Here is a 26,221-nt window from a genome sequence, read left to right on the forward strand (position 1 = left end):
AATGTTGGAGGAGGAAAGCATGACAAAAGCCTATTGGATTGCTCGCGTGGATGTTCGCGACCCGGAACGCTACAAGGATTATGTGGCAGGCTCCAAGGTTGCATTCGAGCGCTATGGCGCCAAGTTTCTGGCGCGCGGCGGCAAGGCGGAAGCCGTCGAAGGGCAAGGCCGCGCACGCAATGTCGTTATCGAGTTCGAGACCATGCAGCACGCGCTCGATTGCTTCAATTCGCCGGAATATCAGGCCGCAGCAGCTATCCGCCGGACAGTCGCGGATGGGGAAGTTCTCATTGTTGAGGCTTTTGAAGGCTAAAGCACATCCCGAAAAGTGCTAAGCGGTTTTCGGACAAGATGTGCGTGCAAAAAGAGCGCTTGCATTCTGGAATGTAAAAAGGCCCCGGAAGGGGCCTTTGTCTTTTTGGCAGCTTTTAGAGCAGCACTGGCGGGTCGTGTCGCCCTGCCAATGTGAGGTCGAGCAACAGCACTTTTCCGGCATGGGGGTCGGCGTTGCGCGCTTCGACGTTCATGCCTTCATGGGCGCTGGTCACGATCATCACCGCCGCATCCGGACCCACAAAGGCCGGGCAGGAAGGCTGGGTTACCGGCAACTCGATGGAGCGGATCAGACGACCTTGCGGCGAATAGGCGTGCAGCGCTCTTCCGCCCCAGCAGGCATTCCAGACGGTGCCTTCTGCATCCACGACCGATCCGTCAACGCCGCCTTCCTCGACACGATGGTGAAAGACGCTCTTTTCCGAAACCGGCAGACCATTTTCTGGATCGGTGTCGACGCGCCAGATAATGTTGCGATCGGTATCGGCGAAATAGGCGATCTTTCCATCGGGGGAAAAGCAGATCGAATTGGTGATCGTGATGCCGGAGAAAAGCTTCTTCACCTGGCCTTCCCGATACCACCAGATGGAACCGGCATCCTTCTCGGCCTTCCGGCCCATGGTGCCAATCCAGAATGACCCGGATGGGTGGACGCGCGCATCATTGGAGCGCGTCACCGGATTGTCGGCTTCCAGCGGATGATGCATCGTCAGGCGTCCATTGGCGCGTTCGCGGATGAACAGCCCGTGTTCGCTGACCAGAAGCTGGCGTTCGCGGTCGATGACGGCAAGGGCGCTGGTTTTCATGCCGAGGTCATGGACCTCCATAGCGCCGCTATCCCAGTTTCGCTCGATCAGCTTCTGCCCAAGAATGTCGAACCACCAGACGTGGCCAGTCAGCGGATCGTAACCCGGACCTTCGCCCAGCTCGGCAATATGGTCGGCGAATATGGCGGTTTTGACGGACGTCACCTTTTCCTCCCGAAAAGCGTCTTGCAAGCTTTCTGCTTAGACCAGTTTCCCGCCAATTGGAAACCTCTCACGTGGCACCAATAGGGCAAACATGAAGAAGCGGCTTCACCCACGCTCCGGGGCAAAGCCGCTGCTGATCAAAATGCGATTAGCGCCAGCCAAGCGCCGGAGCGACATGTTTCAAAATCGCTTCGATAACATGGGCGTTGTAGTCGACGCCAAGCTGGTTGGGAACAGTCAGAAGCAGCGTATCCGCCTCTGCAATTGCCTCGTCCTGCGCCAGTTCCTTGATGAGATCTTCCGGTTCCGCCGCATAAGACCGACCGAAGATCGCCCGCGTGTTTTCATCGATATAGCCGATGCTGTCCTGTTCCTTGCCGCCAGCACCGAAATAGGCGCGATCGCGATCGTCGACGAGCGCGAAGACGCTGCGGCTCACCGAAACGCGCGGCGTGCGGCTGTGGCCCGCTTCCTTCCAGGCTTCGCGATAGGCGCGTATCTGTTTCGCCTGCTGGATATGGAACGGCTCGCCGGTCTCATCGTCTTTCAGCGTGGAGCTTTGCAGGTTCATGCCGAGCTTGGCCGCCCAGACAGCCGTAGCGTTGGACGACGCCCCCCACCAGATGCGGTCGAGCAATCCTTCGGAATGCGGTTCCAGACGCAGCAGGCCGGGCGGGTTGGGGAACATCGGGCGCGGATTGGGCTGGGCAAAGCCTTCACCCTTCAGGGTGCGCAGAAACACTTCCGCATGTTTGCGCCCCATATCCGCATCAGTCTGGCCTTCTTCCGGCGCGTAGCCGAAGTAACGCCAGCCGTCGATCACCTGTTCCGGAGAGCCGCGGCTGATGCCGAGCTGCAGGCGTCCGCCGGAGATCAGGTCGGCAGCGCCGGCATCTTCCGCCATATAAAGCGGGTTTTCATAACGCATGTCGATGACAGCGGTGCCGATCTCGATCTTGCTGGTCTTGGCGCCAACTGCGGCCAGAAGCGGGAAGGGCGAGGCGAGCTGGCGCGCAAAATGGTGCACGCGGAAATAGGCGCCATCGGCCCCCAGTTCTTCAGCGGCGACTGCCAGGTCGATGGATTGCAACAGCGTATCGGCAGCCGAACGGGTTTGCGACTGCGGTGAGGGCGACCAATGGCCGAACGAGAGAAAGCCGATCTTTTTCATGGAGTTCCCTTGAATCTAGGGGGATTTATTTGTGATCCATCATATGGGGTGGGGCGCGTACTTTGGAAGTGAGGCCCTATCGCAAACACTTTTTTGTGTTTCGCTTACGCCAGAAAGCCTGAATTGGCACCGTTTCGACGGCAGAAAGGCACTATATCGCCGGTGCATTCCGTTTTAGATTTCCCGCAACTTCGAATCGCGAGGAAATCATGGCTCTCAAAGTCGCGGTCCAGATGGACCATATCAGCACGATCAACATCAAGGGCGACACGACATTTGCGCTTTCGCTGGAGGCGCAGAAGCGCGGCCACGAGCTGTATCACTACACGCCTGACCGCCTGTCGATGCGCGACGGCGTCGTTTCGGCCCGTCTCGAAAAGCTGGACGTGCGCGACGTCGTGGGCGACCATTTCACACTGGGCGAGCCTATCCGCCGCGACATGTCGGAAATGGATGTGGTGCTGCTGCGCCAGGACCCGCCATTCGACATGAACTACATCACCACCACGCATCTTCTGGAGCGCATTCATCCAAAGACGCTGGTCGTCAACGATCCGGCCTGGGTGCGCAACAGCCCCGAAAAGATTTTTGTCACCGAGTTTCCTGACCTGATGCCAGAAACGCTCATCACCAAGGACCCGCAGGAAGTCATGGATTTCCGCCGGGAGTTCGGCGACATCATCCTCAAGCCGCTTTATGGCAATGGCGGCGCGGGCGTGTTCCATCTTGCCGATGGCGATCGCAATCTCTCATCGCTGCTCGAAATGTTCGGACAGCTCTTCCGAGAGCCGTTCATTGCCCAGCGTTATCTGAAAGATGTGCGTGCAGGCGACAAGCGCATCATCCTGATTGATGGCGAGCCGGTGGGCGCGATCAACCGCGTGCCGTCTGAAACCGACGCCCGCTCCAACATGCATGCTGGCGGCAAGGCCGAACAGAGCAAGCTGACGCCGCGCGAACGCGAAATCTGCGAACGCATCGGACCGTCCTTGCGGGAGCGTGGCTTCATTCTCGTCGGCATCGATGTCATTGGCGACTATATGACCGAGATCAATGTTACCTCGCCGACCGGAATCCGCGAGATTGAGCGTTTCGACGGAACCAATATCGCTGCGCTGTTCTGGGATGCGGTGGAAGCAAAGCGATAATCGACAACGCTCTCTCGTTCTGTTCAGGCGAGATCGTTTTATTATACAACTATGAGTAATAAGCCGCGGGCTTCGAGAAATCGAGGCCCGTTTCCTTTTTTAGCCAGCCGATTGCTTGTTGCAGCTACACCATTGAGAAAACTTGTAAAAACAAAGTTCGAAGCGCCCTGCCTTTCTCATTCGAGGCTTTTCGCAACACCTTTTGATAAAATTAGATTCGACTAATTTATATTATTGCCAATGTCGCGCTTTAGTGCTGAATTCAATCTATTCAGTGATTTACGAATAGTATTCGAGGGGATTTCTATGCGTCGTTCGACTGGGAACAGAAAAAGTCACGCCTTTCCGTTACTGCGTTTGACCGCACCTCAGTTCAAAATGCCCATACCCGTTATCGGGGTTCTTTTCCTCTTTCCATATACAGAGACCGCGCTGGCCGACTGTACACCCGCATCTCCTGCTTCCGGCGGTACTGTCATCTGCAACGGCAATCCGAACGGGTTCAGCACCAGCGGACTTGGCAGCCTCGATGTCGTGATCCAGCAGAACACCAATCTGAACGGCCCTTTCACGGCCAGCAGCATGGGTGCGCTGACCGTCGACAATTCGGGTAATATGCAGAGCGCTGTCATAACCGACGCGACCAGCCTCGTTTTCGACAATCGCGCCACGATCAATGGCGGCCTGACGATCAGCGGTACCGGCACCTATACGGTCCACAATTACGCCAATTCGCATATCAATTCGGCTTTCAGCTTCACCGGCAACAGCACCAATATCATTACCAATGATGGCACGCTGAACAACGGCGTCACCATCAATGGCGATGGCCGGACCAACATTACCAACACCACCGGCGCCTCGCTCAACAACGGCATTTTCGTCAACGGCGCCAGCCAGACCTATGTGCAAAATTACGGCACGATCCAGAGCACGATCGCGCTTGGTTCCGGCAATGACACGATCATCAACTACGACCCCGGCCAGATAAACGGCAATGTTTCGCAAGGGTCAGGCGACGATATTTTTGACATGCGCGGCGGTCGTGTCAGCGCAACTGTCAATCAGGACGACGGCAACGACGTCTTCTTACTGTCCGGCGGCGAAGTCACCGGCTCGCTGATGGCAGGCGCAGACACCGACTACATGCTATGGACCGGCGGTCTGATCGGCGGCATCGATATGGGCACGGAAAATGACGTGGCCGTGTTTCAGGGGCTGACCGACACGCAACTGAGAGGCATCCAGATCAATGGTGGTCTCGGCACGGATCAGCTGACCTGGCAGAACACCAAGGGCAGCAATCCGCAGCGTCTGATCAACTGGGAGCTTATCCAGCTTCTGAGTGCATCGGAGCTGACGATGAACAGCAATCTGACGCTCGGCGACAGCGGCACCTCGACCGGTACGCTCTCGATCGATTCGACCAGCTATCTGCGTGCAGGCAGTGGCACCTGGACCATCAGTCCCGCAGTGAGTGGCAGCCTCACGCAAGTGGTGAATGCTGGCGTGATCGATCTGACCAACGGCTCCAATTCCACGTCGGATAGCCTCACCATTGTCGGTAATTATCAGGGCAATTCCGGCCAGCTCTGGTTGAATACGGTTCTCGCGGGCGACAATGCACCGTCCGACAAGCTGGTTATTTCAGGCGGTACGACGACCGGCTCGACCGGTATCGTGGTCACCAATGTAGGAGGGACAGGCGCGCAGACCCAGCAGAACGGTATTCTGGTTGTGGAGGCGGTCAACGGAGCGACCACCGGTGCAGGCACGTTCACGCTCGCTCGACGCGCCTCTGCCGGCATTTACGAATATCAGCTGGTTCAGGGCGGAGTGACGGATGGCACGGACAATAACTGGTATCTGCGCAACAATTTCTCCGGTATCGACACCAGCAACCCTAACATTCCAGCCGAATGGTTGATACCTGGCCCGGATGAGGGCGATGGTGGCAGCACCGGCGGCGGCTCTGGCGGTGGCACAGGTGGCGGAACCGGTGGTGGTACTGGCGGCGGTACAGGGGGTGGCACTGGTGGAGGAACCGGCGGCGGATCGGATGGTGGTGACGGCGGCGGCAGTGTTACGCTGGTCCGTCCCGAAGTTCCGATTTTGAGTGCAACGCCAACTGTCGTGCGCGGCCTGCTGCGCGTGGCTCTGGGCACGTTCCACGAACGCCATGGCGAACAGTCTTGGTTTGGCGATGAGGCAAACAAGAACGTCATCTGGGCGCGTATATTCGGCGATCAATATCGCCAGAACCTGAGCACATTCGCAGATCAGCGCTATAAAGGTAACCAGTGGGGCATGCAGTTCGGCGTGCCGGTCTATCGCGCCGAACACGACAACGGCCAGCTGGACACCGTCGGCCTCATGGCAAGCTATGCTCGGGGCTGGGGCGACATGCGCGCCAGAAACATCTACGGCAATAATATCGAGATCGGAAATATCGATATCGATGCCTATAGTCTCGGCGCGTACTGGACCCATACGTGGCAGGATGAGGCTTATATCGACGCCATCATCATGCATTCCTGGCTCAGCATCGATACGGAATCGGTTGCGAACTATAGTTCCAGCTTCCACGGCAAGGAATGGACGGCATCTCTCGAAGCCGGTAAAAAATTCTCGATCACTGAAAAATGGGTGCTGGAGCCGCAAGCACAGATCTACTGGCAGTATCAGAATTTCGACGATACGAGCGATCCGGGTGCTTCGATCCGCTTTGACAATAACGATAGCTGGACAGGCCGTATCGGCGCACGTCTGCAAGGCAATTACACGATCAATGAACGGCCATTCAATCCGTTCGTACTGGCCAATGTCTGGCACCAGTTCAAGGCGAGCGATACGATCTATTTCAACAACGACTCGGTTCACCCATCCTGGGAAGAAACCAGCCTCGAATTGGGTGCAGGCTTCACAACCAAGGTTGCCGACAACACTTCGCTTTATGCCAATGCATCCTATGAGTTCAATCTGGGGGGCGAGCGCTTCCGGGTCGTTTCCGGTCGCTTGGGCGCCCGCATTTCCTGGTAAGTTCCAAACCGCAATCGCCACACGACGTTCTTGATCCGTTTCGGGAAAAATGCTTAAATCCTCTGGTTGTATTTAAGCATTTTCTCACTTTAGGGATGTGCTGCGTGGCGAGTGGGGGCTTATGGTCGCGCGGGTTGGAACGGTTGCCTTTCAAGGCATAGAAGCGGTGCCTGTCGACGTGCAGGTCATGGTTGCGCCGGGCAAGATGGGGATGTCGATTGTCGGCCTGCCCGACAAGGCGGTGGCGGAAAGTCGCGAACGCGTACAGGCGGCTTTGCACGCCTCGGGGCTATCGATGCCCACCAAGCGTGTCACGGTCAATCTGGCACCTGCCGATTTGCCGAAGGAAGGGTCGCATTACGATCTGCCGATCGCGGTCGGGCTGATGGCGGCTATCGGCGCTATCCCGGCCGATGCAATTCAATCCTATCTGGTTCTGGGCGAACTCTCACTGGACGGTTCGATTACGGCTGTGGCGGGCGTTCTGCCTGCTGCCATCGGTGCCAATCGCGAAGAGAAGGGGCTTATCTGTCCGCATGCTTGCGGGCCGGAAGCGGCCTGGGCGGGTGCCAATATCGATATCCTCGCGCCGCGCAGCCTGATTGCGCTTGCCAATCATTTTCGTGGGACGCAGGTTTTGACGCCGCCCGATCCTTCCATGCGGGTATCCAGCGAACACCTGCTGGACCTGGCGGATATCAAGGGGCAGGAAACGGCAAAGCGCGCGCTGGAAATTGCTGCAGCGGGCAATCATAACCTGCTTCTCGTCGGCCCTCCCGGTTCCGGCAAGTCGATGCTGGCGCAGCGTCTGCCGTCAATCCTTCCGCGCTTGTCTCCGCGCGAATTGCTGGATGTTTCCATGATCGCGTCCATTGCCGGAGAGCTGGCGGGCGGAAAACTGTCCGACCGCCGACCATTCCGGTCGCCGCATCATTCTGCATCCATGGCTGCGATGGTGGGTGGTGGTCTGCGCGCCCGCCCGGGCGAGGTGTCGCTCGCGCATAATGGTGTGCTGTTTCTCGACGAGTTTCCCGAATTCTCGCCACAGGTACTCGATTCACTGCGTCAGCCGTTGGAAACCGGGGAATGCCTGATTGCCCGCGTCAATCACCGCACTAGCTATCCGGCTCGTTTTCAATTGATTGCCGCCATGAACCCATGTCGGTGTGGGATGGCGGGCGAGCCCGGCCACACCTGCGCCCGCGGACCACGCTGCCAGACGGACTATCAGGCGCGGATTTCCGGGCCGCTTCTGGACCGTATCGACTTGCGTGTGGACATGCCCGCCCTCTCGGCGCTTGACCTCATCCAACCCGCGCAGTCGGAGCGCAGCGAAACCGTGGCTCAACGGGTCGCTCGCGCCAGGGGCTTGCAGGCTGCGCGCTATGCGGCGCTGGGTTTCGATCCGTCGATGACGAATGCTCATTGTTCGGCAAATCTGATTGAGGATGTTGCGCGACCGGATGCAGCCGGATTGAAGCTGTTGCGGGATGCGAGCGAGCAGATGCGCTTTTCCGCTCGCGCCTATCATCGGATCCTGAAAGTTGCGCGTACGCTGGCCGATCTCGACGGCGTGGATCAGGTCAGCCGCATTCATTTAGCTGGCGCAATTTCCTATCGGATCGGTGCGGAACGGTTGATTTCTGCGGCGTGATTGCTCACGCCGCAAACGATCCTTGGTCGGCGATCAATTGCCGTTAAGCTGAAGCCTCACGGTGCCGTTGTTGAGAAAACAGGTTTTGTTGAACAGCGAAAGATCAAGCGGATTGGGCAGCCGGACGTCGTCAAGGTCGGGGCAGAGCTTGACCTCAGCATCGAACGACCGGTCGATCTGGGAAATGCAAATGATTGTCATCGCATGCGCGCGGGCAAAAGCTTTGAGCGCATTGATTTGCACCATAAGCTCCGGCTTGTCGCGTTTCTGATCAAGGATTTGCAGATAATCGATAACGGCAAAACTGCCCGCCGGTTCGCGGCTCAATATTTCCGCAACATAACTGGCGCTGATCGCATCAGAACTATCGAAGACAAAACGGTCGCTGAACAATGCGGGACGAGTCCCCAGATAGTCGAAGCGGCTTGCGACATCCTTTTCATTGTAATCGAGCGAGAAAAACAAACCGCGTTTTCCGTCTTTCATCGCTTCGATCAAAATCTCCAGACTAAGCAAGGTTTTGCCATGGCCGGGACGAGCCCCGATCAAAACCAGATCGCCAGCTTGCAAGGACTGATACAGGTCTTTGCCGGACATGGAGGCCGATGACCTCTGTGCGAGCATGCTCCAGCTTTTATAGCCTTCTTGCGCAGCCACCTGATCCAGCGCGGCATGAAGCGGAATTTGGGCATCACGTGAAAGGCGCTTTGCGCGATGCTTCAGGTGATAGATGGGAGACGACAATTTCATCGTTGTGACCTTCTGTGGCGAGCAGTCATCGCAATCCCTCCTCATGCTTTTTGCTCGAACAGCTGGTTCGATGATTGATACTTCCCGCATGAAAAATGCTTTCCCGATTGGAGGGGGGAGGCGTGGAAGCAGCCAGAATCAGATCATAGCGCAACGAGCGGCGATGCGGAATCTCCTCGTGCGCTTTGCGGCCAATAAGAGCTGAGCCGAAGGGACGACTGGTTTCAAACAATGCTGAGTGTGTTGCGGGCCTAGAGTCCGAAGGTCACGAGCCCGTTCTCATCGATTTGCCAGGCCGGATTCCAGGCAATTTCCCAGGCGTGATTATCTGGGTCGGCGACATAGCCGCGAAAGCCGCCATGTTGAGGCGCGTCGGCGGCGCGTAACAGTTTCCCACCGGCCGCTACCAACCGGTTCATCAGCGGCTCCACATCGGCTGTTTGCTCCACATTATGGGCAAGAGAAAATGCGCCGGGTTGCAAGAGGCCGTTCCAGTTCATGTCGGCTTCGAGTGCCGTTTTGAGAAAGGTGCCGAGCACAAAGCCGTTCATTTGATAAAAGACGATCTCTTCATTCTCGAATATCGGCGTCCAACCGAAGCCTTCGACGTAGAAGCGACGCGAAGGGGCCAAGTCGGCGACACCAAGTGTGATAACGGAGATTTGCTGTTTCATTGTCCAAACCCTTGGTCCTCCGGCGCACTATTGCTCCGGAGTTGAAGGTCAGGGGACTCGACGGGTTTGCAAACAGAACCGCGAAGGTCAGGACCCGTACATGCATCATGCGAGACGCTGTTACACGGGAGCCGGGCTAACCGCACCGGCCTCTCCTTTTTAGACCCGGACTGTCTAGCATATTCCGGGTCTGAAATCAATTTTTGGAAGCTTACGATTTAGTGACGAACCGAACCGACCAGCAGGTTGTCCGGGGCTTCGATGCTGACCCAGCGACCGGTATTGTTCGTGGCCTGACGCTTCAGATAGGTATAATCGGTTTCGTTCCAGCGCAGAACTTCGTCGGTCAGATTGTCGAGAACGAAGTCACCACGATCAGTGCGAACGGTCAGGACGGCATGGCCTTCACCATCAGGCTTGCGCACGACAGTGATCAGCAGGTCGGTGATCGGAACGCCAGCCTTTTGCAGCTCGCGCTGCTTGAGAAGCACATAGTCTTCGCAATCGCCGACGGTGGTTGGATAAGCCCAATATTCCTCGACGCCGTAGATTTCCATATCGGTCATCGGCTTGATGCGTTCATTGACCGAAAGATTGACTTCGACAATCTGCTGCCAGTTGGCATGGCCAAGCTGAAACGGGCTGGTGTTGCGGCTGGCGATATTGCATTCCTGCGCTTCGCGCTTGCAGAATTCGTAATGGCCGATCGGCTGGGACGTGACCTTTCCGGTCTGCATGAAGTCGCCAGAGGCTGCCTCAGCGCCAAAGCCTGTCATCAGCACCGAAGCCGCGAAAGCAGCTGCTGCCATAATTTTCTTGGTCGAGCGAACTACGCAAAACATACTCAACGCCTTTGGTGGGGGCCTTTGATCTGGCCCTTGCCGGATACTCGTTTATTAACGAAACGTTAAAATCTGAAACACTTCGGAGTCAATTCGATTTGCCGCTTCATCGCCCAACATCTTAATTAATGGTTAACGCGGGTGGCCCGTAAAAATGCAATCATAGATTGAATTTACTGGGTTTTTGAGGCTGTAAGAACGCCCGGTTGCCACTCATAATTTTGCCATGCTCGGGGAGCTTGTTTTTGCCAGCGAATATGCCAATGGTTGGCACATTCCACCGGACCTTTGAGGTCCATTTGCAAAGGCCACGGGATGACAAGCGCAACCACGCGCAAGGCCACGGCAGACGACATTGATGCGTTATTGCGCATCGAAGAGCGCTGCTTCGAAGCAGACCGTATTTCCCGACGCTCCTTCCGCGCCTTAATCGCGCGTCCCACCGCTGAAACGATCATTGCGGAAGCCGATGGCAACATCATCGGCTATGCGATGATCCTTTTCCGGCACGGTACGGCGATGGCGCGGCTCTATTCGATCGCCGTCGATCCGGATGCGAGTGCCAGGGGTATTGGTGCGCTTCTGCTGCAGGCTGCTGAAACGGCGGCCTATGAGCACGACCGCCCGCTGTTGCGGCTTGAGGTGCGCGAGGACAATGCACGGGCCATCGCGCTTTATAAACGCAACGGTTATCGCCCAATCGGGCGCTATCTCGATTATTATGCGGATCATTCCGACGCCCTGCGTTTTGAAAAGACGGTGCGCGGCGGCACCCCTCCGATCACGACATTTCCCTATTATCGGCAGACGACCGATTTCACCTGCGGGGCGGCCTGCCTCATGATGGCGCTCGCCTATCACAAGCCCGGCGTGCAACTCGATCCGGTGCTGGAAGTTCGCCTGTGGCGCGACGCGACCACCATTTACATGATGTCTGGGCCGGGGGGCTGCGAACCTTTCGGCCTTGCCGTCGCCGGGTATGAGCATGGATTGAAGGCGTCCATCATCGTTTCCATCGAGGATATGCTGTTTTTGCAATCGGTGCGTTCGGAGAAAAAACGCCGGGTGATGCAGCTCGCGCAAACCGACTTTCGCCAGCGCACGGAAGCCTATGGCATTCCGGTGGATTATCGCAGCTTTACCTTGTTTGACATCGTCACGGCGCTGCGGCGTGGCGCGTCGGTGGTCGTTCTGATCAGCGGCTATCTCATGTTCGGCAACAAGGTGCCGCATTGGGTTCTCGCCCACGGCGAAGATGGCCGCCATATTTTTATTCATGATCCGTGGGTGGAAGAGGAACAAGGCGAAAGCATCGCCGATGCGGCCAATGTGCCGGTTCCATTCCACATCTTCGACCGCATCGCCCGTTTCGGCCGCGATGGGCTCAGAGCAGCAGTGATTCTCGAAAAAGGGACAGATTGATGACGATTTGCGTCATTCTCGTTGGGCGCCTCTCGGATATCGATAATGGCGCCACACCGCACAAGGTCATGACCAATCGTGACTATCTCGCGCATCCGGCGCTGTTCAACGGCCAGCAGCGCCCGCGCATCATCAACCTGTCGCGCACCTATGCCTACCAGAGCCGCGGCTATTATGCCTCGCTTCTGGCGGAAGCGCGCGGCCATCGCATCATTCCGTCCGTTGAGACGATGATCGATCTTTCCGAGCGTCGGCTCTATGAGAATGCCATTCCCGAACTGGAAGACATGCTCAACAAGGCGCTCGGCAAGCATCCGGAAAAAGCGCCTGAAACCATCCACGTCCATTTCGGTCTGGCCGAGAACCCGGAATTCGAGCGTTTCGGCAGGCTTTTGTTCGATTGGTTCCGCGCGCCGTCGCTGGAAGTGACGATCAAGCCGGGTGAGTGGGCGCGTATCCAGAAAATCGGCTTCTCCAATATTTCGAAATTCTCGAAACATCAAAAGGAGCGTTTTGAGGATGCGCTCGACCGCTACACCCAGCGCGAATGGCGGGCGGCCAAGCCGAAAGTTCCGGCCCGTTATTCTGTTGCGACGCTCTGCGATCCGAAAGAGGCGATGCCGCCATCATCCATGGCGTCTCTGAAGCACTGGGCGAAGATCGCGGCGCGGCTTGGTGTTGAGGTCGAACCAATCGGCAAGAAGGACCTGTCGCGTCTTGCCAATTACGACGCGCTGTTCATCCGCGAAACCACATCGATTTCCAACCACACCTATCGCTTTGCGCGCCGGGCGCAGCAGGAAAACATGCCGGTCATCGATGATCCGATTTCGATGATCCGTTGTACCAACAAGGTCTATCTGCACGAGCTGATGCAGGCCAATGATGTGGCGGTGCCGCAGACCGTGATGATTGCTGGTGAGGAGGATCTGGAGCGGGCCGCTGATATGCTGGGCTTTCCGCTGGTCATCAAGATCCCGGATTCCTCGTTCTCGCGCGGTGTGAAGAAGGTGAGTGATCTGGGCGAGCTGAAGGCGCTGGCAATGCTGTGGCTTCAGGATAGCGATCTTTTGCTGGCGCAGAAATATATGCCGACCCGGTTCGACTGGCGCGTGGGCGTCCTCGACGGCAAGCCGCTTTTCGTCTGTCAGTATATGATGGCGAAAAACCACTGGCAGATCGTGAAGCACGATACGGGCGGCAAACCGCTTGAGGGCGGCTTTCGCACCTATACGCTGGCAGAGGCCCCGCAAGCCGTTCTGGAAACCGGCCTGCGCGCTGCGCGGTGCATCGGCAATGGCTTGTATGGTGTCGATCTGAAGGAGACGGATGACGGTGTCGTGGTGATTGAAGTCAACGACAATCCCAATCTAGAACACGGCATCGAAGATGCGGCGGAAAAGGATGACGTCTGGGTCAACCTGACCAAGTGGTTCACCGACCGGCTGGATCGCAAATAAAGTGATAGCGGCCCGATCCGGGCCGCTATCACTTTATTATCCGAAGATATCTTTACGCCCGATTACATCGGCGTGAAGCAGACCTTGGTGTGTCCGGCGCCAATGAAGCCGAGACGGCTTGCAGCACCCTTGGAGAGATCCAGCACACGTCCCTTGATGAACGGGCCGCGGTCGTTGATGCGCACGACGAGCGACTTGCCATTTCTCTGATTGGTAACTTTGACCTTGCTGCCAAGCGGCAGGGAGCGGTGCGCTGCGGTCAATCCGGCTGGGTTCATACGTTCACCCGATGCCGTGCGGGAGGTCAGGGCGTACCAGGAGGCACCGCCGCATTGCTGTGCCGAGGCTTCGATTGCACTGACAGCGAGAAGGCTGGTTGCTGCAAAGCCGAGCATAGCCATACGGGTCTTGAAGTTCATACCAGTTCCATTAGTTGTTAACGGGGCGCTTTGACAGTTTTGCTGAGAAAGACCTGAGTGAAGTGGAATCTAAATGTGGCGATGACGTGGTTCGAATGAGAACATTGTGCGGTAATTGAATCTATATCCGCAGCGGAAAATCATCCTATACTATGCGTTGTTTACTTATATTCTGAAACAAAACTGAGGAATATTTGGAAGGATTCAGTTTGATTGCTGTAAAAGCGTTTACGATTCGTTAAGAATCTGGCGTATGGCTCTACGCGTCCATGTTTTCGGGCGTGGAATCCAAGAAAAGCTGCTTGCGACCTTTGTTGCGCTTGCGCCTGACCCTGCAATTTTTATTTGTAGACTAAGTTTTGAAGCACCTTCTAAAAGTTGTCGAAATGCGGCCTTTTCCGGGCAAAATTACAATTTTGGCGTGTGAGTGGCATTTTTCACAGGTCGCCTTTTGGTTATCCACAGGCCGGAAAACGGGGCTTATGACGTTTCTTTGACCGATCAGCCAGTGCAATTTATGGAAGAAATCCTGCTATAAGCCAGTGGCGAACAGGTGCGATTCCAACGGAAAACATGCAGGACGATCCTTCCGACACGAACACAAATGCTTCCGATCCGGCGATCTCCGCCGGCAAGCGGGTGCTGTTTCTCGTGCTCGGATTTGTGATGCTGGCGCTTGGTATTATCGGTGCGCTTTTGCCCGTCATGCCGACAACGATCTTCATTATTCTGGCGGCATGGTTCTTTGCGCGGTCTTCGCCCAAGCTTGAAGCGCGGCTTCTTCGCGATCCGCGTTTCGGCCCGCTGATCATCAAGTGGCGCGACCGAGGCGCCATTCCACCAAAGGCAAAGCTCTATGCCTGTCTGGGCATGACTGTCGGCTACGGGTTTTTCTGGTGGGGCGCTCATCCGGGCCCATTGCTGGCAATTGCGGTGACGATCTTCATGCTGGGTTCTGCGGTCTATGTGCTTTCGCGACCCAGTGAGTAACGGCTTTAATCGTCTCTCCCTTCGCTATAAGAGTGGCGCAATCGCAATGGGAGCCTCCTATGAAACTGCCCGCCGTCAATCCGCTGATCGATCAACTCTCCGCACCGCCCATTCCGGCTGTGCAGGCCTGGGCGCGGGATTATGACGGCAGCCACGGCCCCCTGATTGATCTTTCGCAGGCGGTTCCCGGCTATCCACCGCATCCAGACATGTTGCAGTTTCTGGGCGAGGCGGCAGGGTCGCTCGCCTGCGCGGGCTACGGACCGATTCAAGGCGAGGCGGTGCTGCGTCAGGCCTATGCCGCACATGTCAGCGCGCTTTATGGTGCGTCGATTGAAGCGCGCAATGTGCATGTCACATCTGGCTGCAATCAGGCTTTCATCGCGGCAATTATGTGCGTGGCCGGCAGCGGCGATACGGTACTGACCACCGATCCGTTCTATTTCAACCACCGCTCTTCACTGGAAATGCTCGGCATCAAGCCGGCTTCTTTTCCGTGCCGTGCGGAAAATGGCTTTGTGCCGACGATCGAGGATGTGCGGGCAGCGCTGCATCCCGGTGTGAAGGCGCTGACACTGGTTTCTCCGAACAATCCGACCGGTGCGGTTTATCCGCCGGAGCTGCTTGGCCAGATCTACGCGCTCTGCCGTGCCAACGGAACATGGCTGATCCTCGACGAAACCTATCGCGACTTTCTGCCAAATGCCGGTGAAGCCCCGCACGAGTTATTCGGTGAGGCCGACTGGCCGTCGCATCTGATCCAGCTCTATAGCTTTTCAAAATCCTTTTGCATTCCGGGGCATCGTCTGGGGGCCATTGTTGCGGGCGCCGACATGGTGGCCAATATCGCCAAGGTGATGGACAATCTGCAAATCTGCGCCACACGCGCCCCGCAAGTGGCTGTTGCCCGTGCGCTTGCGCCGCTGGAAGCCTGGCGCAATGACAACCGCAAGGAAATTGCACGCAGGGCGGCAGCGCTTCGTTCCGTCATGGCGGGTGTCGATGGCTGGCGCGTCGAGGCGGTGGGAGCCTATTTTGCCTTCGTGCGCCATCCCTTTGGCGGCACATCTTCTGTGACGGTGGCCGAGCGCCTTGCGAAGTCGCTCGGCATTGTCACATTGCCGGGCGTCTTCTTCGGTGAAGGACAGGAAGCCTTTCTGCGTTTTGCCTTTGCCAATGCCGATGTGGCGGGCATTGAGGCCACGGGAGCCCGTCTGCCGCGCCTACGGCTTTGATTCCCATAACAGTTCCAGCAGCTCTTCCAATGCCTGCGAAACCCCACACAATTGGTGGCGCGGAGCATTGATACAAACCTGTAACATTACTGTCATATGAATGTAATATAGAGCGCGTAGACGGCTACTGACGCTAATCGTCATAGGCTTTTTACAACAGGAGCTGCTGCTCATGAACAAGATGATTTCCTCGACCGCGGCGCTGGCCATTGCTGCCGTTCTGTCGGTTTCCGCTGCCCAAGCGCGCGATCAGATTCAGGTTGCCGGTTCCTCGACCGTGCTGCCTTACGCAAAGATCGTCGCTGAAACCTTCGGCGAAACCTTCCCGAACTTCAAGACGCCGGTTGTTGAATCGGGCGGTTCGGGCGCAGGTATCAAGGAATTCTGCAAGGGCGTCGGTGAAAACACCATCGATATTGCCAATGCATCGCGCGCCATGAAGGACACGGAACTGAAGTCTTGCGTCGACGCTGGCGTCAAGGACGTTCAAGAAGTGCGCTTCGGTTATGACGGCATCGTATTCGCGACCGACGCTAAGGGTCCGGATTGGAAGCTGAAGCCGGAAGACGTCTACAAGGCTCTGGCCGCCAAGGTTGTTGTCGACGGCAAGCTGGTCGACAATCCAAACACCAAGTGGAACCAGGTCAACCCGAACCTGCCGGATTGGGACATTGCTGCCTACATCCCGGGCGAAAAGCACGGTACCCGTGAAGTTTTCGAAGAAAAGGTTCTGGCTGACGGCTGCAAGCACTCGGGCGCTCTGGACGAAATCAAGAAGGCCGGTCTCGACGACAAGGCTGCCGCTTCGGCCTGTATCGCAGTTCGCAAGGACGGCAAGGCTGTCGACATCGACGGCGACTATGCTGAAACGCTGGCTCGCATCGACTCCAACAAGACCGGCGTTGGCGTTTTCGGCCTCTATTTCTACGAAAACAACGCTGACAAGCTGAAGGTTGCGACTGTCAACGACATCACGCCGTCGGCTGCAACCGTTGCTTCGGGTGAATATCCGGTTTCGCGCCCGCTGTTCTTCTACGTGAAGAAGGCTCACCTCGGCGTCGTTCCGGGCCTCAAGGAATATGTTGATTTCTTCCTGAACGATCAGATGATCGGTCCTGACGGCCCGCTCGCTGAATACGGTCTGGTTCCGGCTCCGGATGCAGAGCGTGAAGCACAGCGCGCTGCCTTCACCGACGGCAAGACGATGGCTGCAAAGTAAGACTAAAACTGTGGAACGCGGGGATGAAACCTCCCCGCGTTCTTCTCCTTTCGCGCCATTCTAATATGACAGGCGCAATCGCGCGGAACCGACAGTCTGGTCATAGGGGTCATGTCTTTGTCGTTTCGCATTTTTCAGGGCAACCGGGGAAATTGAATGTCCTTCTTTCTGGTTCTCGTTAGCGTCATTGCAATCGGGTTAGTCGGCTTCTTTATCGGCCGTCAGCGCGCCGTTGCACTGGACAAAGCGCAGCCTGTCGCGACCCAAGGTTCTGGTCAGGGTTCGACGGCCGAGAAAATGCATTCCCGCCCGCATTATCATGGCTGGTGGGTTTTCCTCGTTTCTGCATTGCCTGCAGTTCTGTTTCTTGCGGTCTGGGCTATCGGAGCGTCCGTCTATCTCGATCACAGCGCCTCCTCACGACTGCCCGATGCGGTCGAGGGTGGTTCCTATACCAATCGCAGCCTTCAGCTCGGTATGGTGCGCGGTCTCGCCAACGGTCTAGAACGCCTGACGCCGGCGGAGCTGGAAAGCTTCCCATCCACTTATCAGGATGCGCGCACGGTTCTCGGCAACAAGGGCGTGGCTCTCGCAACTGAGGGCCAGGACTTTATGGTGCCCATCGCCCTCTATCTGAAGAAGGCGACGGACCTGACACACACAATCGGTGCCGCCGTGGCGCTGGTCATTGCCGTTGCCGGTTTGATTTTCGGTCTCTCCACGATCAACCGCCGCATGCGCGCCCGCAACAATGTCGAGCGCATCGTGCTGTGGGGGCTGATCGCCGCATCCGGTATCGCTATTCTGACGACCATCGGCATCATCTGCTCGATGCTGTTCCAGACGATCAGCTTCTTTCAGGCTGTTTCCCCTTGGGACTTCTTCTTCGGTACGGTCTGGGATCCGCGCTTTGCCGCTGCCGGTTCCGGTGGCGAAACGGGCCAGTTCGGTCTGATCCCGCTTCTGGCCGGTACGCTCTATATCGCGCTGGTCGCGATGCTGTTCGCGGTTCCGGTTGGCCTGTTCGCCGCCATCTACATGGCCGAATATGCCTCGCCGCGCGTGCGCACGGTGGTCAAGCCGGTGCTGGAGCTTCTGGCCGGTATTCCAAGTATCGTCTACGGCTTCTTCGCCCTTGTGACGGTCGGCCCGTTCCTGCGTGACCTTTCTGCCGCGATAGCGGGTGGTCAAGGCTTCATCATGGCGCAGAGCGTTCTGACAGCCGGTCTCGTCATGGGCGTGATGCTCATTCCTTTCGTGTCGTCGCTCTCCGACGACATCATCACCGCCGTTCCGCGTACGCTGCGCGACGGCTCGCTCGGTCTTGGCGCAACCCGCTCCGAAACCGTCAAGCGCGTTGTCCTGCCAGCGGCACTGCCGGGCATTGTCGGCGCACTTCTGATGACAGCCTCACGCGCCATCGGCGAAACCATGATCGTGGTTCTGGCGGCAGGTGTTGCGGCACGTATCAATATCAATCCATTCGACGCGATGACCACCATTACGGTGAAAATCGTCAACCAGCTGACCGGCGATCTTGAGTTCAACTCGCCGCAGACGCTGGTTGCCTTTGCGCTCGGCATCACGCTTTTCGTCCTGACGCTGATCATGAACATCTTTGCGCTGCACATCGTGCGCAAGTACCGGGAGCAGTACGAATAATGACCGATACGACCTTCAACGCAAGCGGCGCGGTTTCTGCAAAGCCGGTGCGCCGCGATATCGGGCTCAAGCGCCGCTATGCTGCCGAACGCCGCTTCCGCCTCTATGGCATTGCTGCAATCTCGATTGGCGTGTTCTTCCTCTGCGCGCTGCTGTTCTCGGTTTTCTCCAAGGGCTATACCGCCTTCTGGCAGACGACGCTTTACCTGCCGGTCAAGCTTGAGGCGCAGGTGATCGATCCGGGCAACAAGCGCGCGACTGATCCGAATGTGCTGATCACGGCGAACTATCCGCTTCTGGTGCGCAACGCTCTGGCTGAAAAGCTCGGCGTGTCGCCCACGGACCGTCCGGCCATGCGCGATCTCGGTCGCTTCTATTCGGACGGCGTGCGCATTCAGCTTCGCCAGATGGTGATGGACAATCCGTCGCTCATCGGCACGACGCAGACCGTTCCGGTTCTGGCTGGCGCAGACATCGATTCCGCCTTCAAGGGGCAGATCGACCTGACTGTGCCTGAAACGAGCCGCAAGGTTTCCGACCGTCAGGTCGGCTGGATGAAGACGCTTTCGGAAGAAGGCGTCATGAAGGAAGCCTTCAATACCGGCCTCTTCACCTATGGCGCATCGAGCCGCCCGGAAACATCCGGTCTCGGTGTGGCGCTGGTCGGTTCTCTTTATATGATGCTGATCGTGCTGGGTCTGGCTCTGCCTATTGGTGTCGCCGCATCGATCTATCTGGAAGAGTTCGCCAAGAAGAACCGCTGGACCGATATGATCGAGGTGAACATCAACAACCTCGCAGCCGTGCCGTCCATCGTGTTCGGTCTGTTGGGTCTGGCAGTTTTCGTCAACTTCTTCGGCCTGCCGCGTTCGGCTTCGCTGGTCGGCGGTTTGGTGCTAACGCTGATGACGCTGCCGACGATCATTATCGCAACGCGCGCCGCATTGCGCGCCGTGCCGCCATCGATCCGCGCCGCGGCGCTCGGTCTCGGCGCTTCCAAGACGCAGATGGTTTTCCATCACGTCCTGCCGCTTGCCGCACCCGGCATTCTGACGGGCACCATCATCGGGCTTGCCCATGCGCTCGGTGAAACCGCTCCGCTTCTGCTGATCGGTATGGTGGCCTTCGTGGCGGATGTTCCGTCGACCCCGATGGAACCCGCGACCGCTTTGCCTGTCCAGATCTATATGTGGGCCAATGAAGCAGAACGCGCCTTTGTGGAACGCACGTCCGGCGCTATCATCGTCCTGCTTCTGTTTCTGGCCGTGATGAACATTGCAGCAATCATTCTGCGCCGCCGGTTCGAGCGCCGCTGGTAAACGGGAGTCGAAGCTATGAACTTGATGACAGAACGTACTCTCGAGAAAGCCGTAGGAGAAAAGATGAACGCCAACGCCAGTTCCGTAAAGATGCGCGGCGACAAGGTTTGCGTATTCTATGGTGAGAAGCAGGCTCTTTTCGACGTCAATCTGGATGTTCCGGAAAAGATGGTGACGGCGCTGATCGGTCCTTCCGGCTGCGGCAAGTCGACATTCCTTCGCTCGCTCAACCGCATGAACGACACGATTGAAGGTTGCCGCATCGGTGGCAAGATCACCCTCGACAATGAGGATATCTACGATCCGAAGATCGATGTGGTGGAACTGCGTGCCCGTGTCGGCATGGTGTTCCAGAAGCCGAACCCGTTCCCGAAGACGATCTACGAGAACGTGGCTTACGGCCCGCGCATTCACGGTCTGGCCCGCTCCAAGACTGATCTTGAAGAAATTGTCGTGACGAGCCTTCAGAAGGCCAGCCTGTTCGAGGAAGTGAAGGATCGCCTTCACGATGCGGGAACGGGTCTTTCCGGTGGTCAGCAGCAGCGCCTGTGCATTGCACGTGCGATTGCGGTCAGCCCGGAAGTCATTCTGATGGACGAACCTTGCTCGGCGCTCGATCCGATTGCTACCGCAAAGGTGGAAGAGCTGATCGACGAACTGCGCCAGAACTACACGATCGTCATCGTCACCCACTCTATGCAGCAGGCGGCCCGCGTTTCGCAGCGCACCGCCATGTTCCATCTCGGCAATCTGGTCGAAGTGGGCGACACGGAAACGATGTTCACTGCGCCGACCGAAAAGCGCACGCAGGACTACATCACCGGACGCTTTGGCTAACAAACTGGGGCAGGGGACAAGCCTCCCTTGCCCGCGGACTGCGCTAGCAAAAACAGAAGTGCGGCTTCCCCGCAATTTATATTACGAGGTCTACCATGCCGTCTCAGCATACCGTTCGTTCCTACGATGAGGAACTGAAGTTTCTCACCCACAAGATCGCCGAAATGGGCGGACATGCGGAACGTATGGTCGAACAGTCGGTCGCCGCTATCGTCAATGCGGACAACGCCCTTGCCCAGCGCGTCATTTCAGACGACCTGATCCTGGACGCCAGCGAACGCGAAATCGACGACAAGGCCGTGATGATCATCGCCAAGCGTCAGCCGATGGCTGTCGATCTGCGCGAGATTATCGGTTCGATCCGCATCTCCGCCGATCTGGAGCGCGTTGGCGATCTGGGCAAGAACATTGCCAAGCGCGTTGCCGCCGTTTCGGAGTCCCGCCAGCCGGTCAAGCTCTATCGCGGTCTTGAAACCCTGGCCGAACTGGCGCTGACCCAGCTCAAGGACGTGCTCGACGCCTATGCGTCGCGCTCGGTGCAGCAGATCAATATCGTGCGTGATCGCGATGATGAGATCGACGCCATGTACACCTCGCTGTTCCGCGAGCTGCTCACCTATATGATGGAAGATCCGCGCAATATTTCGGCCTGCACGCATCTTCTGTTCTGCGCCAAGAATATCGAGCGCATCGGCGACCATGCGACCAACATCGCGGAAACCGTCTATTACATCGTGACCGGCCTGCAGATGCCTGCCGAACGACCGAAAGAAGACCTGAGCCACGGCATTGTCGTGGATGAGGCACGCAAGCCCTGAGTAAGCGCTGCGTTTGGAGCACATCAGGACGGCTTTGCCGAAAGGTGCTCCAAATGCGGTGGAGAATGAGTGAATAGCGCGGCGGCACGCGGTCGATAGGGGGACGTGTATCTTCCGCTCGCCGGATTTTAATAGGGAATATTGGATGTCACAGGTACCCAAAATCGCTGTGGTGGAAGACGAAGAAGCGCTGAGCGTTCTGCTGCGCTACAATCTTGAGGCCGAAGGCTATCAGGTGGATACGATGCTACGCGGCGACGAGGCTGAAATCGCGCTGCGCGAGAACGTACCGGATCTTCTCATCCTCGATTGGATGCTTCCTGGCGTATCCGGCATCGAATTGTGCCGCCGTCTGCGCCAGTGGCCGGAGACGGAACGTTTGCCGGTCATCATGCTGACCGCCCGCGGTGAGGAAAGCGAACGCGTTCGCGGCTTGAGCGTCGGCGCCGACGATTACGTGGTGAAGCCGTTCTCGACCCCTGAGCTTCTGGCCCGCGTCAAGGCCATGCTGCGCCGCGCTAATCCAAGCCTGCTGTCGCATGTGCTGAAGGTGGGCGATCTGGTGCTCGACCGCCAGCAGCATCGCGTTTACCGCAAGGAAAAGGAAGTCCGTCTTGGACCGACGGAGTTCCGTTTGCTCGAATATTTCATGATGTCGCCGGGCCGCGTTTTTTCGCGCAGCCAGCTTCTCGATGGTGTCTGGGGACCGGACATCTATGTCGATGATCGCACTGTCGACGTCCATGTCGGACGCCTGCGCAAGGCTATCAACTTGGGTCGCGCGCTTGATCCGATCCGCACGGTACGCGGCGCCGGTTATTCTTTCGGCTGATCGAACTTTAATAAAAACTGCTCTTTGAGCCCGTCTTTCGGGACCGAAAGGCGGGCTCGATCACTTTTGGCCGTGCCCGTTTTGCCAGTTGCCTGCGCCACCCGATTCGGCCAGATGAGGCGCTGAAAAGGCCTAAAATGGCCGATCTCACGGAATGTTACGCATCTTGCATCAAAGTTGAAGGAACCGGCGCAGGACTTGCTAAAACAGTTACGCCGCAGATTTTCCCAATCGGATGAAGCAAGATATATCAAAATTTTACAGCAGTTGCGAATTAAGGCAGCGATGTGGCCTGTATTGCGGAACTATCATTTCCATCAAATCAAAGGTTTATCTCTTTTCTGTAGGTTCATTAAGAAACTATTAATAGTTTTGAATGGTTTGTGAGGGCAATTACGCTCATGATTCGGGTTTCATTTGTGGCCGTTTCGATGGTTTCAGCAATTTCGGAATTTGACCCATTGCCTTTTTTTGGCCTAAAAATTCCAAAACCTTGAAGAAGACGAGCGACGGCAGGTTGTTTGATTTTTGATCTTCGCCTGCTTTGACTTGCACCGCAGCTAGACCCGTACTGGTCATTATTGGCCTTCGGATCGACTGCTTCAGTTAAGGGTCCTGAATATGAGACTGAGCCGTTGACGCGCGCTGGTAATTGGAAGCTGCCTGTATTGGCAGGACTGCTCGTAGCGCCCTTCGTAGTGACGGGCTGCACGACGACCGGCACCACAGCCAAGACTGAGAAGACGGCGGCCGCAAGCCACGTCAAGTCGGTTAACGGCGTCAAGACCTATACCTACACGGCGAAGGACAAGGAGTGCCTTGAGCGCGCAATGTTCTTCGAATCGAATCGTTCCAGCCCTGATGGTCTGATGGCCGTTGGTACGGTCGTCATGAACCGCCTCGCATCGGGCCGTTATCCGGATACGATTTGTGGCGTTGTCGGTCAGAAGAACCAGTTTGCACCAGGCGTTCTCAGCCGCAGGATGGAATCGGGCAAGCTGCCCGACGTTCAGGCTGCTGCTGACGCCGTGCTAAAGGGCCAGCGCCATCCGAAGCTGAAGAACGCCATGTTCTTCCACACGGCTGGTCTGTCATTCCCGTATAACAACATGCATTACGTGCTGGTTGCCGGTGGTAATTCTTTCTACGAGAAGCGCAATCGCGACGGCTCGTTGCAGAACCCGGTGCCGCAGGAGCCATACAATCTGGCTCTCGCCTATTCGCCGCAGTCGCCATCCACGCCGCAAGATCCGTCTTATGACGTAACGCTGCCGCAGGCCGGTCCAGTGCCGGAAGCAGCGCCCACCGTACAGGTTGCGCTGGCGGATGCCGCAAAGATGGAAACCTCTATACGGGGCAGCGGCCTTGGTCCGCAGGCACGTGGCAATCGGCTCTCGCACCAGAATGGCATAGCGACAGCACAGGTACAGCCACAGATTCAGCAGGTCGCGTCCTACCAGCCGCAATTCGATACGTCGGCCCCTGCAAGCCAGCCGCAAACGCTCGGCTATGCTGCGGCAGACCAAAAGCAGGCCGATGCAATCGGCGCGCTGCTTCTGTCGCAGGATCGTCCAGAAACGCCTCTATAAGTTGATTTAAACAGCTTCGGTGCGGGCTGATCTTTTCGATTGGCCCGCATTTTTCATTTGAGCCCCGCAATCTGCCGCAATTAGCGGGGGCGAACCACGACCGGACGATAGATCGGCTGATAGAGCATGATTGGCCGGTCGTAAAAATCGACGCGGTTCTCCCAGGCGCGGCGATCTGCGCGGCGGTCGAGATCGAGACGCATCAGGCAATTGGCAAATGCTTCGGTCTGCGGCTTGAACCCATAGCCCCGGCAGGTCCGTTCATCGGCAGCGCGGCGCTCTTCCGGTGTCATGGTGACACAACCGGCCAGCAGGCCTGCAAGTCCCAATAATACAAGCGCTTTCGTGTTCATTCTCTTTGCTTTCCATATTGCTGACCGCAGTATCCAGTATAGACCATATCCTGAAAAGAACGTGGTTTAATTGCGCCATCTGATAAACTGGCGGCGAGTGTACAGAAGTGATTCTTTCATGACGCCCCCTTTCTCGAGGGAGGCGCTTTCGCATCAAAGAGGTCCGCAGCCCATGGCTCACGATATGCAAAATCCCGTCATCGATCCGGTAAAGCTCGAACGTCTGGCTGAAGTGGCCGTCCGCGTCGGCCTGCAATTGCGCGAGGGGCAAGATCTGATCATCACGGCGCCTGTTGTTGCCTTGCCGCTGGTTCGACTGATTGCCAAACATGCCTATAAGGCGGGCGCGGGTCTGGTGACGCCGTTCTTCGCCGATGATCAGATTGCACTGGCTCGCTATGAAAATGCGCCGGATGCAAGCTTCGACCGTGCTTCGACCTGGCTTTATGAGGGCATGGCCAAGGCTTATTCCGAAGGTGCGGCGCGTCTGGCGATTGCTGCCGACAATCCGATGCTTCTGTCCAGCCAGGACGCCGCCAAGGTCTCGCGCGCCAATCGCGCCAACTCCAAAGCCTATCAGCCAGCGCTGGAAAAGATCGCCGGTTTCGACATCAACTGGAACATCGTTTCCTATCCGAATGCGGCATGGGCGCAGCTCATGTTCCCGAATGAGCCGGAAGAGGTGGCGACCCGCAAGCTGGCGGAGGCCATCTTCGCCGCTTCGCGTGTGGATGTCGAAGATCCGATTGGCGCGTGGGCTGCGCATAATGCAGCACTTCGCACCCGCACACGCTTTCTGAACGGCAAGGCCTATAGCGCCCTGAACTTCAAGGGGCCGGGCACGGATCTGACCGTTGGGCTTGCAGACGGCCACGAGTGGCACGGCGGCGCATCGACCGCCAAGAACGGCATTACCTGCAATCCGAATATTCCGACGGAAGAGGTTTTCACCACGCCGCATGCATTGCGTGTCGATGGCTATGTCGCCAGCACCAAGCCGCTCTCGCATCAGGGCACGCTGATCGAAAACATCGCAGTGCGTTTCGAGGCGGGCCGTATCGTCGAAGCCAAGGCGACCCGCGGCGAAGAAGTGCTGTCGAAAGTGCTTGATACGGATGAAGGCGCGCGCAGGCTGGGTGAAGTGGCGCTGGTGCCGCATTCCTCGCCAATCTCGCAAAGCGGCCTCTTGTTCTACAACACGCTCTTCGATGAAAATGCGGCGAGCCATATCGCGCTTGGCCAGTGCTATTCCAAGTGCTTCATCGACGGGGCCAAGCTGACGCCCGAACAGATCAAGGCGCAGGGCGGCAATTCCAGCCTCATCCATATCGACTGGATGATCGGTTCCGGTGAAATCGATGTCGACGGCATCAAGCCCGATGGCAGCCGCGAGCCGGTGATGCGTCGCGGCGAATGGGCCAGCTAAGAGCTGGCTAGCAGAAATTGAAAAGGCCGGGATTTTTCCCGGCCTTTTGTTTGACTGT

At 57.3% G+C, this 26,221-nt stretch carries 24 protein-coding genes; 16 read left to right on the forward strand and 8 right to left on the reverse strand.

The window, feature by feature from the left end:
• Nucleotides 1-19: 19 nt before the first annotated feature.
• Entirely contained in the window at nucleotides 20-313 is a 294-nt protein-coding gene (locus FHW03_RS01260) for a DUF1330 domain-containing protein (protein ID WP_078337686.1), read from the forward strand.
• Nucleotides 314-428: 115 nt separating this feature from the next.
• Here the strand turns inward: FHW03_RS01260 and FHW03_RS01265 are convergent, their stop codons facing one another.
• Both FHW03_RS01265 and FHW03_RS01270 read right to left on the reverse strand, forming a co-directional pair.
• On the reverse strand, nucleotides 429-1,304 hold the full coding sequence (locus FHW03_RS01265; protein ID WP_182519007.1) for an SMP-30/gluconolactonase/LRE family protein: 876 nt from the start codon (nucleotides 1,302-1,304) through the stop codon (nucleotides 429-431).
• Between the two features lie 148 nt (nucleotides 1,305-1,452).
• On the reverse strand, nucleotides 1,453-2,475 hold the full coding sequence (locus FHW03_RS01270) for an LLM class flavin-dependent oxidoreductase (protein ID WP_078337688.1): 1,023 nt from the start codon (nucleotides 2,473-2,475) through the stop codon (nucleotides 1,453-1,455).
• A gap of 209 nt (nucleotides 2,476-2,684) precedes the next feature.
• Between FHW03_RS01270 and gshB the strand changes: the two genes are divergently transcribed.
• The 3 genes from gshB (at nucleotide 2,685) to FHW03_RS01285 (ending at nucleotide 8,316) form a co-directional block, all read left to right on the forward strand.
• Nucleotides 2,685-3,623 carry a glutathione synthase gene (gshB, locus tag FHW03_RS01275; protein WP_182519008.1) on the forward strand — a complete coding sequence of 313 codons (939 nt, stop codon included), beginning with the start codon at nucleotides 2,685-2,687 and terminating at the stop codon, nucleotides 3,621-3,623.
• A gap of 378 nt (nucleotides 3,624-4,001) precedes the next feature.
• On the forward strand, nucleotides 4,002-6,662 hold the full coding sequence (locus FHW03_RS01280; protein ID WP_182519009.1) for an autotransporter outer membrane beta-barrel domain-containing protein: 2,661 nt from the start codon (nucleotides 4,002-4,004) through the stop codon (nucleotides 6,660-6,662).
• 121 nt (nucleotides 6,663-6,783) lie between these two features.
• Nucleotides 6,784-8,316, forward strand: a complete 1,533-nt coding sequence (locus tag FHW03_RS01285; RefSeq protein WP_182519010.1) for a YifB family Mg chelatase-like AAA ATPase — start codon at nucleotides 6,784-6,786, stop codon at nucleotides 8,314-8,316.
• Nucleotides 8,317-8,349: 33 nt separating this feature from the next.
• Here the strand turns inward: FHW03_RS01285 and FHW03_RS01290 are convergent, their stop codons facing one another.
• The 3 genes from FHW03_RS01290 to FHW03_RS01300 all read right to left on the reverse strand — a co-directional run bounded on the left by FHW03_RS01290 (nucleotide 8,350) and on the right by FHW03_RS01300 (nucleotide 10,582).
• A complete protein-coding gene (locus FHW03_RS01290; protein ID WP_182519011.1) occupies nucleotides 8,350-9,066 on the reverse strand; it encodes a DNA helicase in 717 nt (238 codons plus the stop codon).
• A 251-nt stretch (nucleotides 9,067-9,317) separates the two neighbouring features.
• Nucleotides 9,318-9,740 (reverse strand): VOC family protein, encoded by a 423-nt coding sequence (locus tag FHW03_RS01295; RefSeq protein WP_182519012.1) that lies wholly within the window; start codon nucleotides 9,738-9,740, stop codon nucleotides 9,318-9,320.
• Nucleotides 9,741-9,958: 218 nt separating this feature from the next.
• On the reverse strand, nucleotides 9,959-10,582 hold the full coding sequence (locus FHW03_RS01300) for a transglutaminase-like cysteine peptidase (protein WP_182519013.1): 624 nt from the start codon (nucleotides 10,580-10,582) through the stop codon (nucleotides 9,959-9,961).
• Nucleotides 10,583-10,897: 315 nt separating this feature from the next.
• Here FHW03_RS01300 and FHW03_RS01305 point away from each other — a divergent pair, with 315 nt between their 5' ends.
• Both FHW03_RS01305 and FHW03_RS01310 read left to right on the forward strand, forming a co-directional pair.
• Nucleotides 10,898-12,004: a GNAT family N-acetyltransferase/peptidase C39 family protein gene (locus tag FHW03_RS01305; RefSeq protein WP_182519014.1), complete on the forward strand. Its 1,107-nt coding sequence runs from the start codon at nucleotides 10,898-10,900 to the stop codon at nucleotides 12,002-12,004.
• Nucleotides 12,004-13,464, forward strand: a complete 1,461-nt coding sequence (locus tag FHW03_RS01310) for a RimK family protein (RefSeq protein WP_182519015.1) — start codon at nucleotides 12,004-12,006, stop codon at nucleotides 13,462-13,464. Before FHW03_RS01305 ends, FHW03_RS01310 begins: the two co-directional genes overlap by 1 nt.
• Nucleotides 13,465-13,526: 62 nt before the next feature.
• Here the strand turns inward: FHW03_RS01310 and FHW03_RS01315 are convergent, their stop codons facing one another.
• Nucleotides 13,527-13,883: a septal ring lytic transglycosylase RlpA family protein gene (locus FHW03_RS01315; protein WP_078337695.1), complete on the reverse strand. Its 357-nt coding sequence runs from the start codon at nucleotides 13,881-13,883 to the stop codon at nucleotides 13,527-13,529.
• 573 nt (nucleotides 13,884-14,456) lie between these two features.
• Between FHW03_RS01315 and FHW03_RS01320 the strand changes: the two genes are divergently transcribed.
• The 8 genes from FHW03_RS01320 to phoB all read left to right on the forward strand — a co-directional run bounded on the left by FHW03_RS01320 (nucleotide 14,457) and on the right by phoB (nucleotide 22,795).
• A complete protein-coding gene (locus tag FHW03_RS01320) occupies nucleotides 14,457-14,873 on the forward strand; it encodes a YbaN family protein (protein WP_182519016.1) in 417 nt (138 codons plus the stop codon).
• A 65-nt stretch (nucleotides 14,874-14,938) separates the two neighbouring features.
• Nucleotides 14,939-16,108: an aminotransferase gene (locus tag FHW03_RS01325; protein WP_182519409.1), complete on the forward strand. Its 1,170-nt coding sequence runs from the start codon at nucleotides 14,939-14,941 to the stop codon at nucleotides 16,106-16,108.
• A gap of 172 nt (nucleotides 16,109-16,280) precedes the next feature.
• The gene (locus tag FHW03_RS01330) at nucleotides 16,281-17,327 is read left to right on the forward strand and encodes a PstS family phosphate ABC transporter substrate-binding protein (RefSeq protein ID WP_078337697.1); all 1,047 of its coding nucleotides are present in this window, start codon (nucleotides 16,281-16,283) and stop codon (nucleotides 17,325-17,327) included.
• A gap of 156 nt (nucleotides 17,328-17,483) precedes the next feature.
• Nucleotides 17,484-18,989: a phosphate ABC transporter permease subunit PstC gene (gene pstC, locus FHW03_RS01335; protein ID WP_182519017.1), complete on the forward strand. Its 1,506-nt coding sequence runs from the start codon at nucleotides 17,484-17,486 to the stop codon at nucleotides 18,987-18,989.
• Nucleotides 18,989-20,308: a phosphate ABC transporter permease PstA gene (pstA, locus tag FHW03_RS01340; RefSeq protein WP_182519018.1), complete on the forward strand. Its 1,320-nt coding sequence runs from the start codon at nucleotides 18,989-18,991 to the stop codon at nucleotides 20,306-20,308. Before pstC ends, pstA begins: the two co-directional genes overlap by 1 nt.
• A gap of 63 nt (nucleotides 20,309-20,371) precedes the next feature.
• On the forward strand, nucleotides 20,372-21,145 hold the full coding sequence (gene pstB, locus FHW03_RS01345; protein ID WP_377513859.1) for a phosphate ABC transporter ATP-binding protein PstB: 774 nt from the start codon (nucleotides 20,372-20,374) through the stop codon (nucleotides 21,143-21,145).
• A gap of 95 nt (nucleotides 21,146-21,240) precedes the next feature.
• On the forward strand, nucleotides 21,241-21,963 hold the full coding sequence (gene phoU, locus FHW03_RS01350; RefSeq protein ID WP_182519020.1) for a phosphate signaling complex protein PhoU: 723 nt from the start codon (nucleotides 21,241-21,243) through the stop codon (nucleotides 21,961-21,963).
• A gap of 145 nt (nucleotides 21,964-22,108) precedes the next feature.
• A complete protein-coding gene (phoB, locus tag FHW03_RS01355; RefSeq protein ID WP_078337701.1) occupies nucleotides 22,109-22,795 on the forward strand; it encodes a phosphate regulon transcriptional regulator PhoB in 687 nt (228 codons plus the stop codon).
• A 399-nt stretch (nucleotides 22,796-23,194) separates the two neighbouring features.
• Here phoB and FHW03_RS01360 read toward each other — a convergent pair whose 3' ends face one another.
• Nucleotides 23,195-23,374 carry a hypothetical protein gene (locus tag FHW03_RS01360; RefSeq protein WP_182519436.1) on the reverse strand — a complete coding sequence of 60 codons (180 nt, stop codon included), beginning with the start codon at nucleotides 23,372-23,374 and terminating at the stop codon, nucleotides 23,195-23,197.
• Between the two features lie 56 nt (nucleotides 23,375-23,430).
• Here FHW03_RS01360 and FHW03_RS01365 point away from each other — a divergent pair, with 56 nt between their 5' ends.
• Nucleotides 23,431-24,384, forward strand: coding sequence for a cell wall hydrolase (locus tag FHW03_RS01365; RefSeq protein ID WP_182519021.1), 954 nt, complete (start codon nucleotides 23,431-23,433; stop codon nucleotides 24,382-24,384).
• 80 nt (nucleotides 24,385-24,464) lie between these two features.
• Here the strand turns inward: FHW03_RS01365 and FHW03_RS01370 are convergent, their stop codons facing one another.
• Nucleotides 24,465-24,737, reverse strand: coding sequence for a hypothetical protein (locus FHW03_RS01370; protein WP_182519022.1), 273 nt, complete (start codon nucleotides 24,735-24,737; stop codon nucleotides 24,465-24,467).
• Nucleotides 24,738-24,909: 172 nt separating this feature from the next.
• Between FHW03_RS01370 and FHW03_RS01375 the strand changes: the two genes are divergently transcribed.
• Nucleotides 24,910-26,163 carry an aminopeptidase gene (locus FHW03_RS01375; protein WP_113533750.1) on the forward strand — a complete coding sequence of 418 codons (1,254 nt, stop codon included), beginning with the start codon at nucleotides 24,910-24,912 and terminating at the stop codon, nucleotides 26,161-26,163.
• The last annotated feature ends 58 nt before the right edge of the window (nucleotides 26,164-26,221 follow it).

The sequence above is a fragment of the Ochrobactrum sp. RH2CCR150 genome (assembly GCA_014138095.1).
GTDB classification, from domain to species: Bacteria; Pseudomonadota; Alphaproteobacteria; order Rhizobiales; family Rhizobiaceae; genus Brucella; species Brucella gambitense.

Bases quoted from the DNA above. Each gene is read 5' to 3' on its own strand.
- FHW03_RS01320 (WP_182519016.1), top strand. From the start codon at position 14,457: ATGCAGGACGATCCTTCCGACACGAACACAAATGCTTCCGATCCGGCG.
- FHW03_RS01270 (WP_078337688.1), bottom strand. From the start codon at position 2,475: ATGAAAAAGATCGGCTTTCTCTCGTTCGGCCATTGGTCGCCCTCACCG.
- FHW03_RS01305 (WP_182519014.1), top strand. From the start codon at position 10,898: ATGACAAGCGCAACCACGCGCAAGGCCACGGCAGACGACATTGATGCG.
- phoB (WP_078337701.1), top strand. From the start codon at position 22,109: ATGTCACAGGTACCCAAAATCGCTGTGGTGGAAGACGAAGAAGCGCTG.
- FHW03_RS01310 (WP_182519015.1), top strand. From the start codon at position 12,004: ATGACGATTTGCGTCATTCTCGTTGGGCGCCTCTCGGATATCGATAAT.
- FHW03_RS01285 (WP_182519010.1), top strand. From the start codon at position 6,784: ATGGTCGCGCGGGTTGGAACGGTTGCCTTTCAAGGCATAGAAGCGGTG.
- FHW03_RS01315 (WP_078337695.1), bottom strand. From the start codon at position 13,883: ATGAACTTCAAGACCCGTATGGCTATGCTCGGCTTTGCAGCAACCAGC.
- FHW03_RS01295 (WP_182519012.1), bottom strand. From the start codon at position 9,740: ATGAAACAGCAAATCTCCGTTATCACACTTGGTGTCGCCGACTTGGCC.
- FHW03_RS01375 (WP_113533750.1), top strand. From the start codon at position 24,910: ATGGCTCACGATATGCAAAATCCCGTCATCGATCCGGTAAAGCTCGAA.
- phoU (WP_182519020.1), top strand. From the start codon at position 21,241: ATGCCGTCTCAGCATACCGTTCGTTCCTACGATGAGGAACTGAAGTTT.
- pstC (WP_182519017.1), top strand. From the start codon at position 17,484: ATGTCCTTCTTTCTGGTTCTCGTTAGCGTCATTGCAATCGGGTTAGTC.
- FHW03_RS01280 (WP_182519009.1), top strand. From the start codon at position 4,002: ATGCCCATACCCGTTATCGGGGTTCTTTTCCTCTTTCCATATACAGAG.
- FHW03_RS01260 (WP_078337686.1), top strand. From the start codon at position 20: ATGACAAAAGCCTATTGGATTGCTCGCGTGGATGTTCGCGACCCGGAA.
- pstA (WP_182519018.1), top strand. From the start codon at position 18,989: ATGACCGATACGACCTTCAACGCAAGCGGCGCGGTTTCTGCAAAGCCG.
- FHW03_RS01290 (WP_182519011.1), bottom strand. From the start codon at position 9,066: ATGAAATTGTCGTCTCCCATCTATCACCTGAAGCATCGCGCAAAGCGC.
- FHW03_RS01370 (WP_182519022.1), bottom strand. From the start codon at position 24,737: ATGAACACGAAAGCGCTTGTATTATTGGGACTTGCAGGCCTGCTGGCC.
- FHW03_RS01330 (WP_078337697.1), top strand. From the start codon at position 16,281: ATGAACAAGATGATTTCCTCGACCGCGGCGCTGGCCATTGCTGCCGTT.
- FHW03_RS01360 (WP_182519436.1), bottom strand. From the start codon at position 23,374: ATGACCAGTACGGGTCTAGCTGCGGTGCAAGTCAAAGCAGGCGAAGAT.
- pstB (WP_377513859.1), top strand. From the start codon at position 20,372: ATGAACGCCAACGCCAGTTCCGTAAAGATGCGCGGCGACAAGGTTTGC.
- FHW03_RS01300 (WP_182519013.1), bottom strand. From the start codon at position 10,582: ATGTTTTGCGTAGTTCGCTCGACCAAGAAAATTATGGCAGCAGCTGCT.
- gshB (WP_182519008.1), top strand. From the start codon at position 2,685: ATGGCTCTCAAAGTCGCGGTCCAGATGGACCATATCAGCACGATCAAC.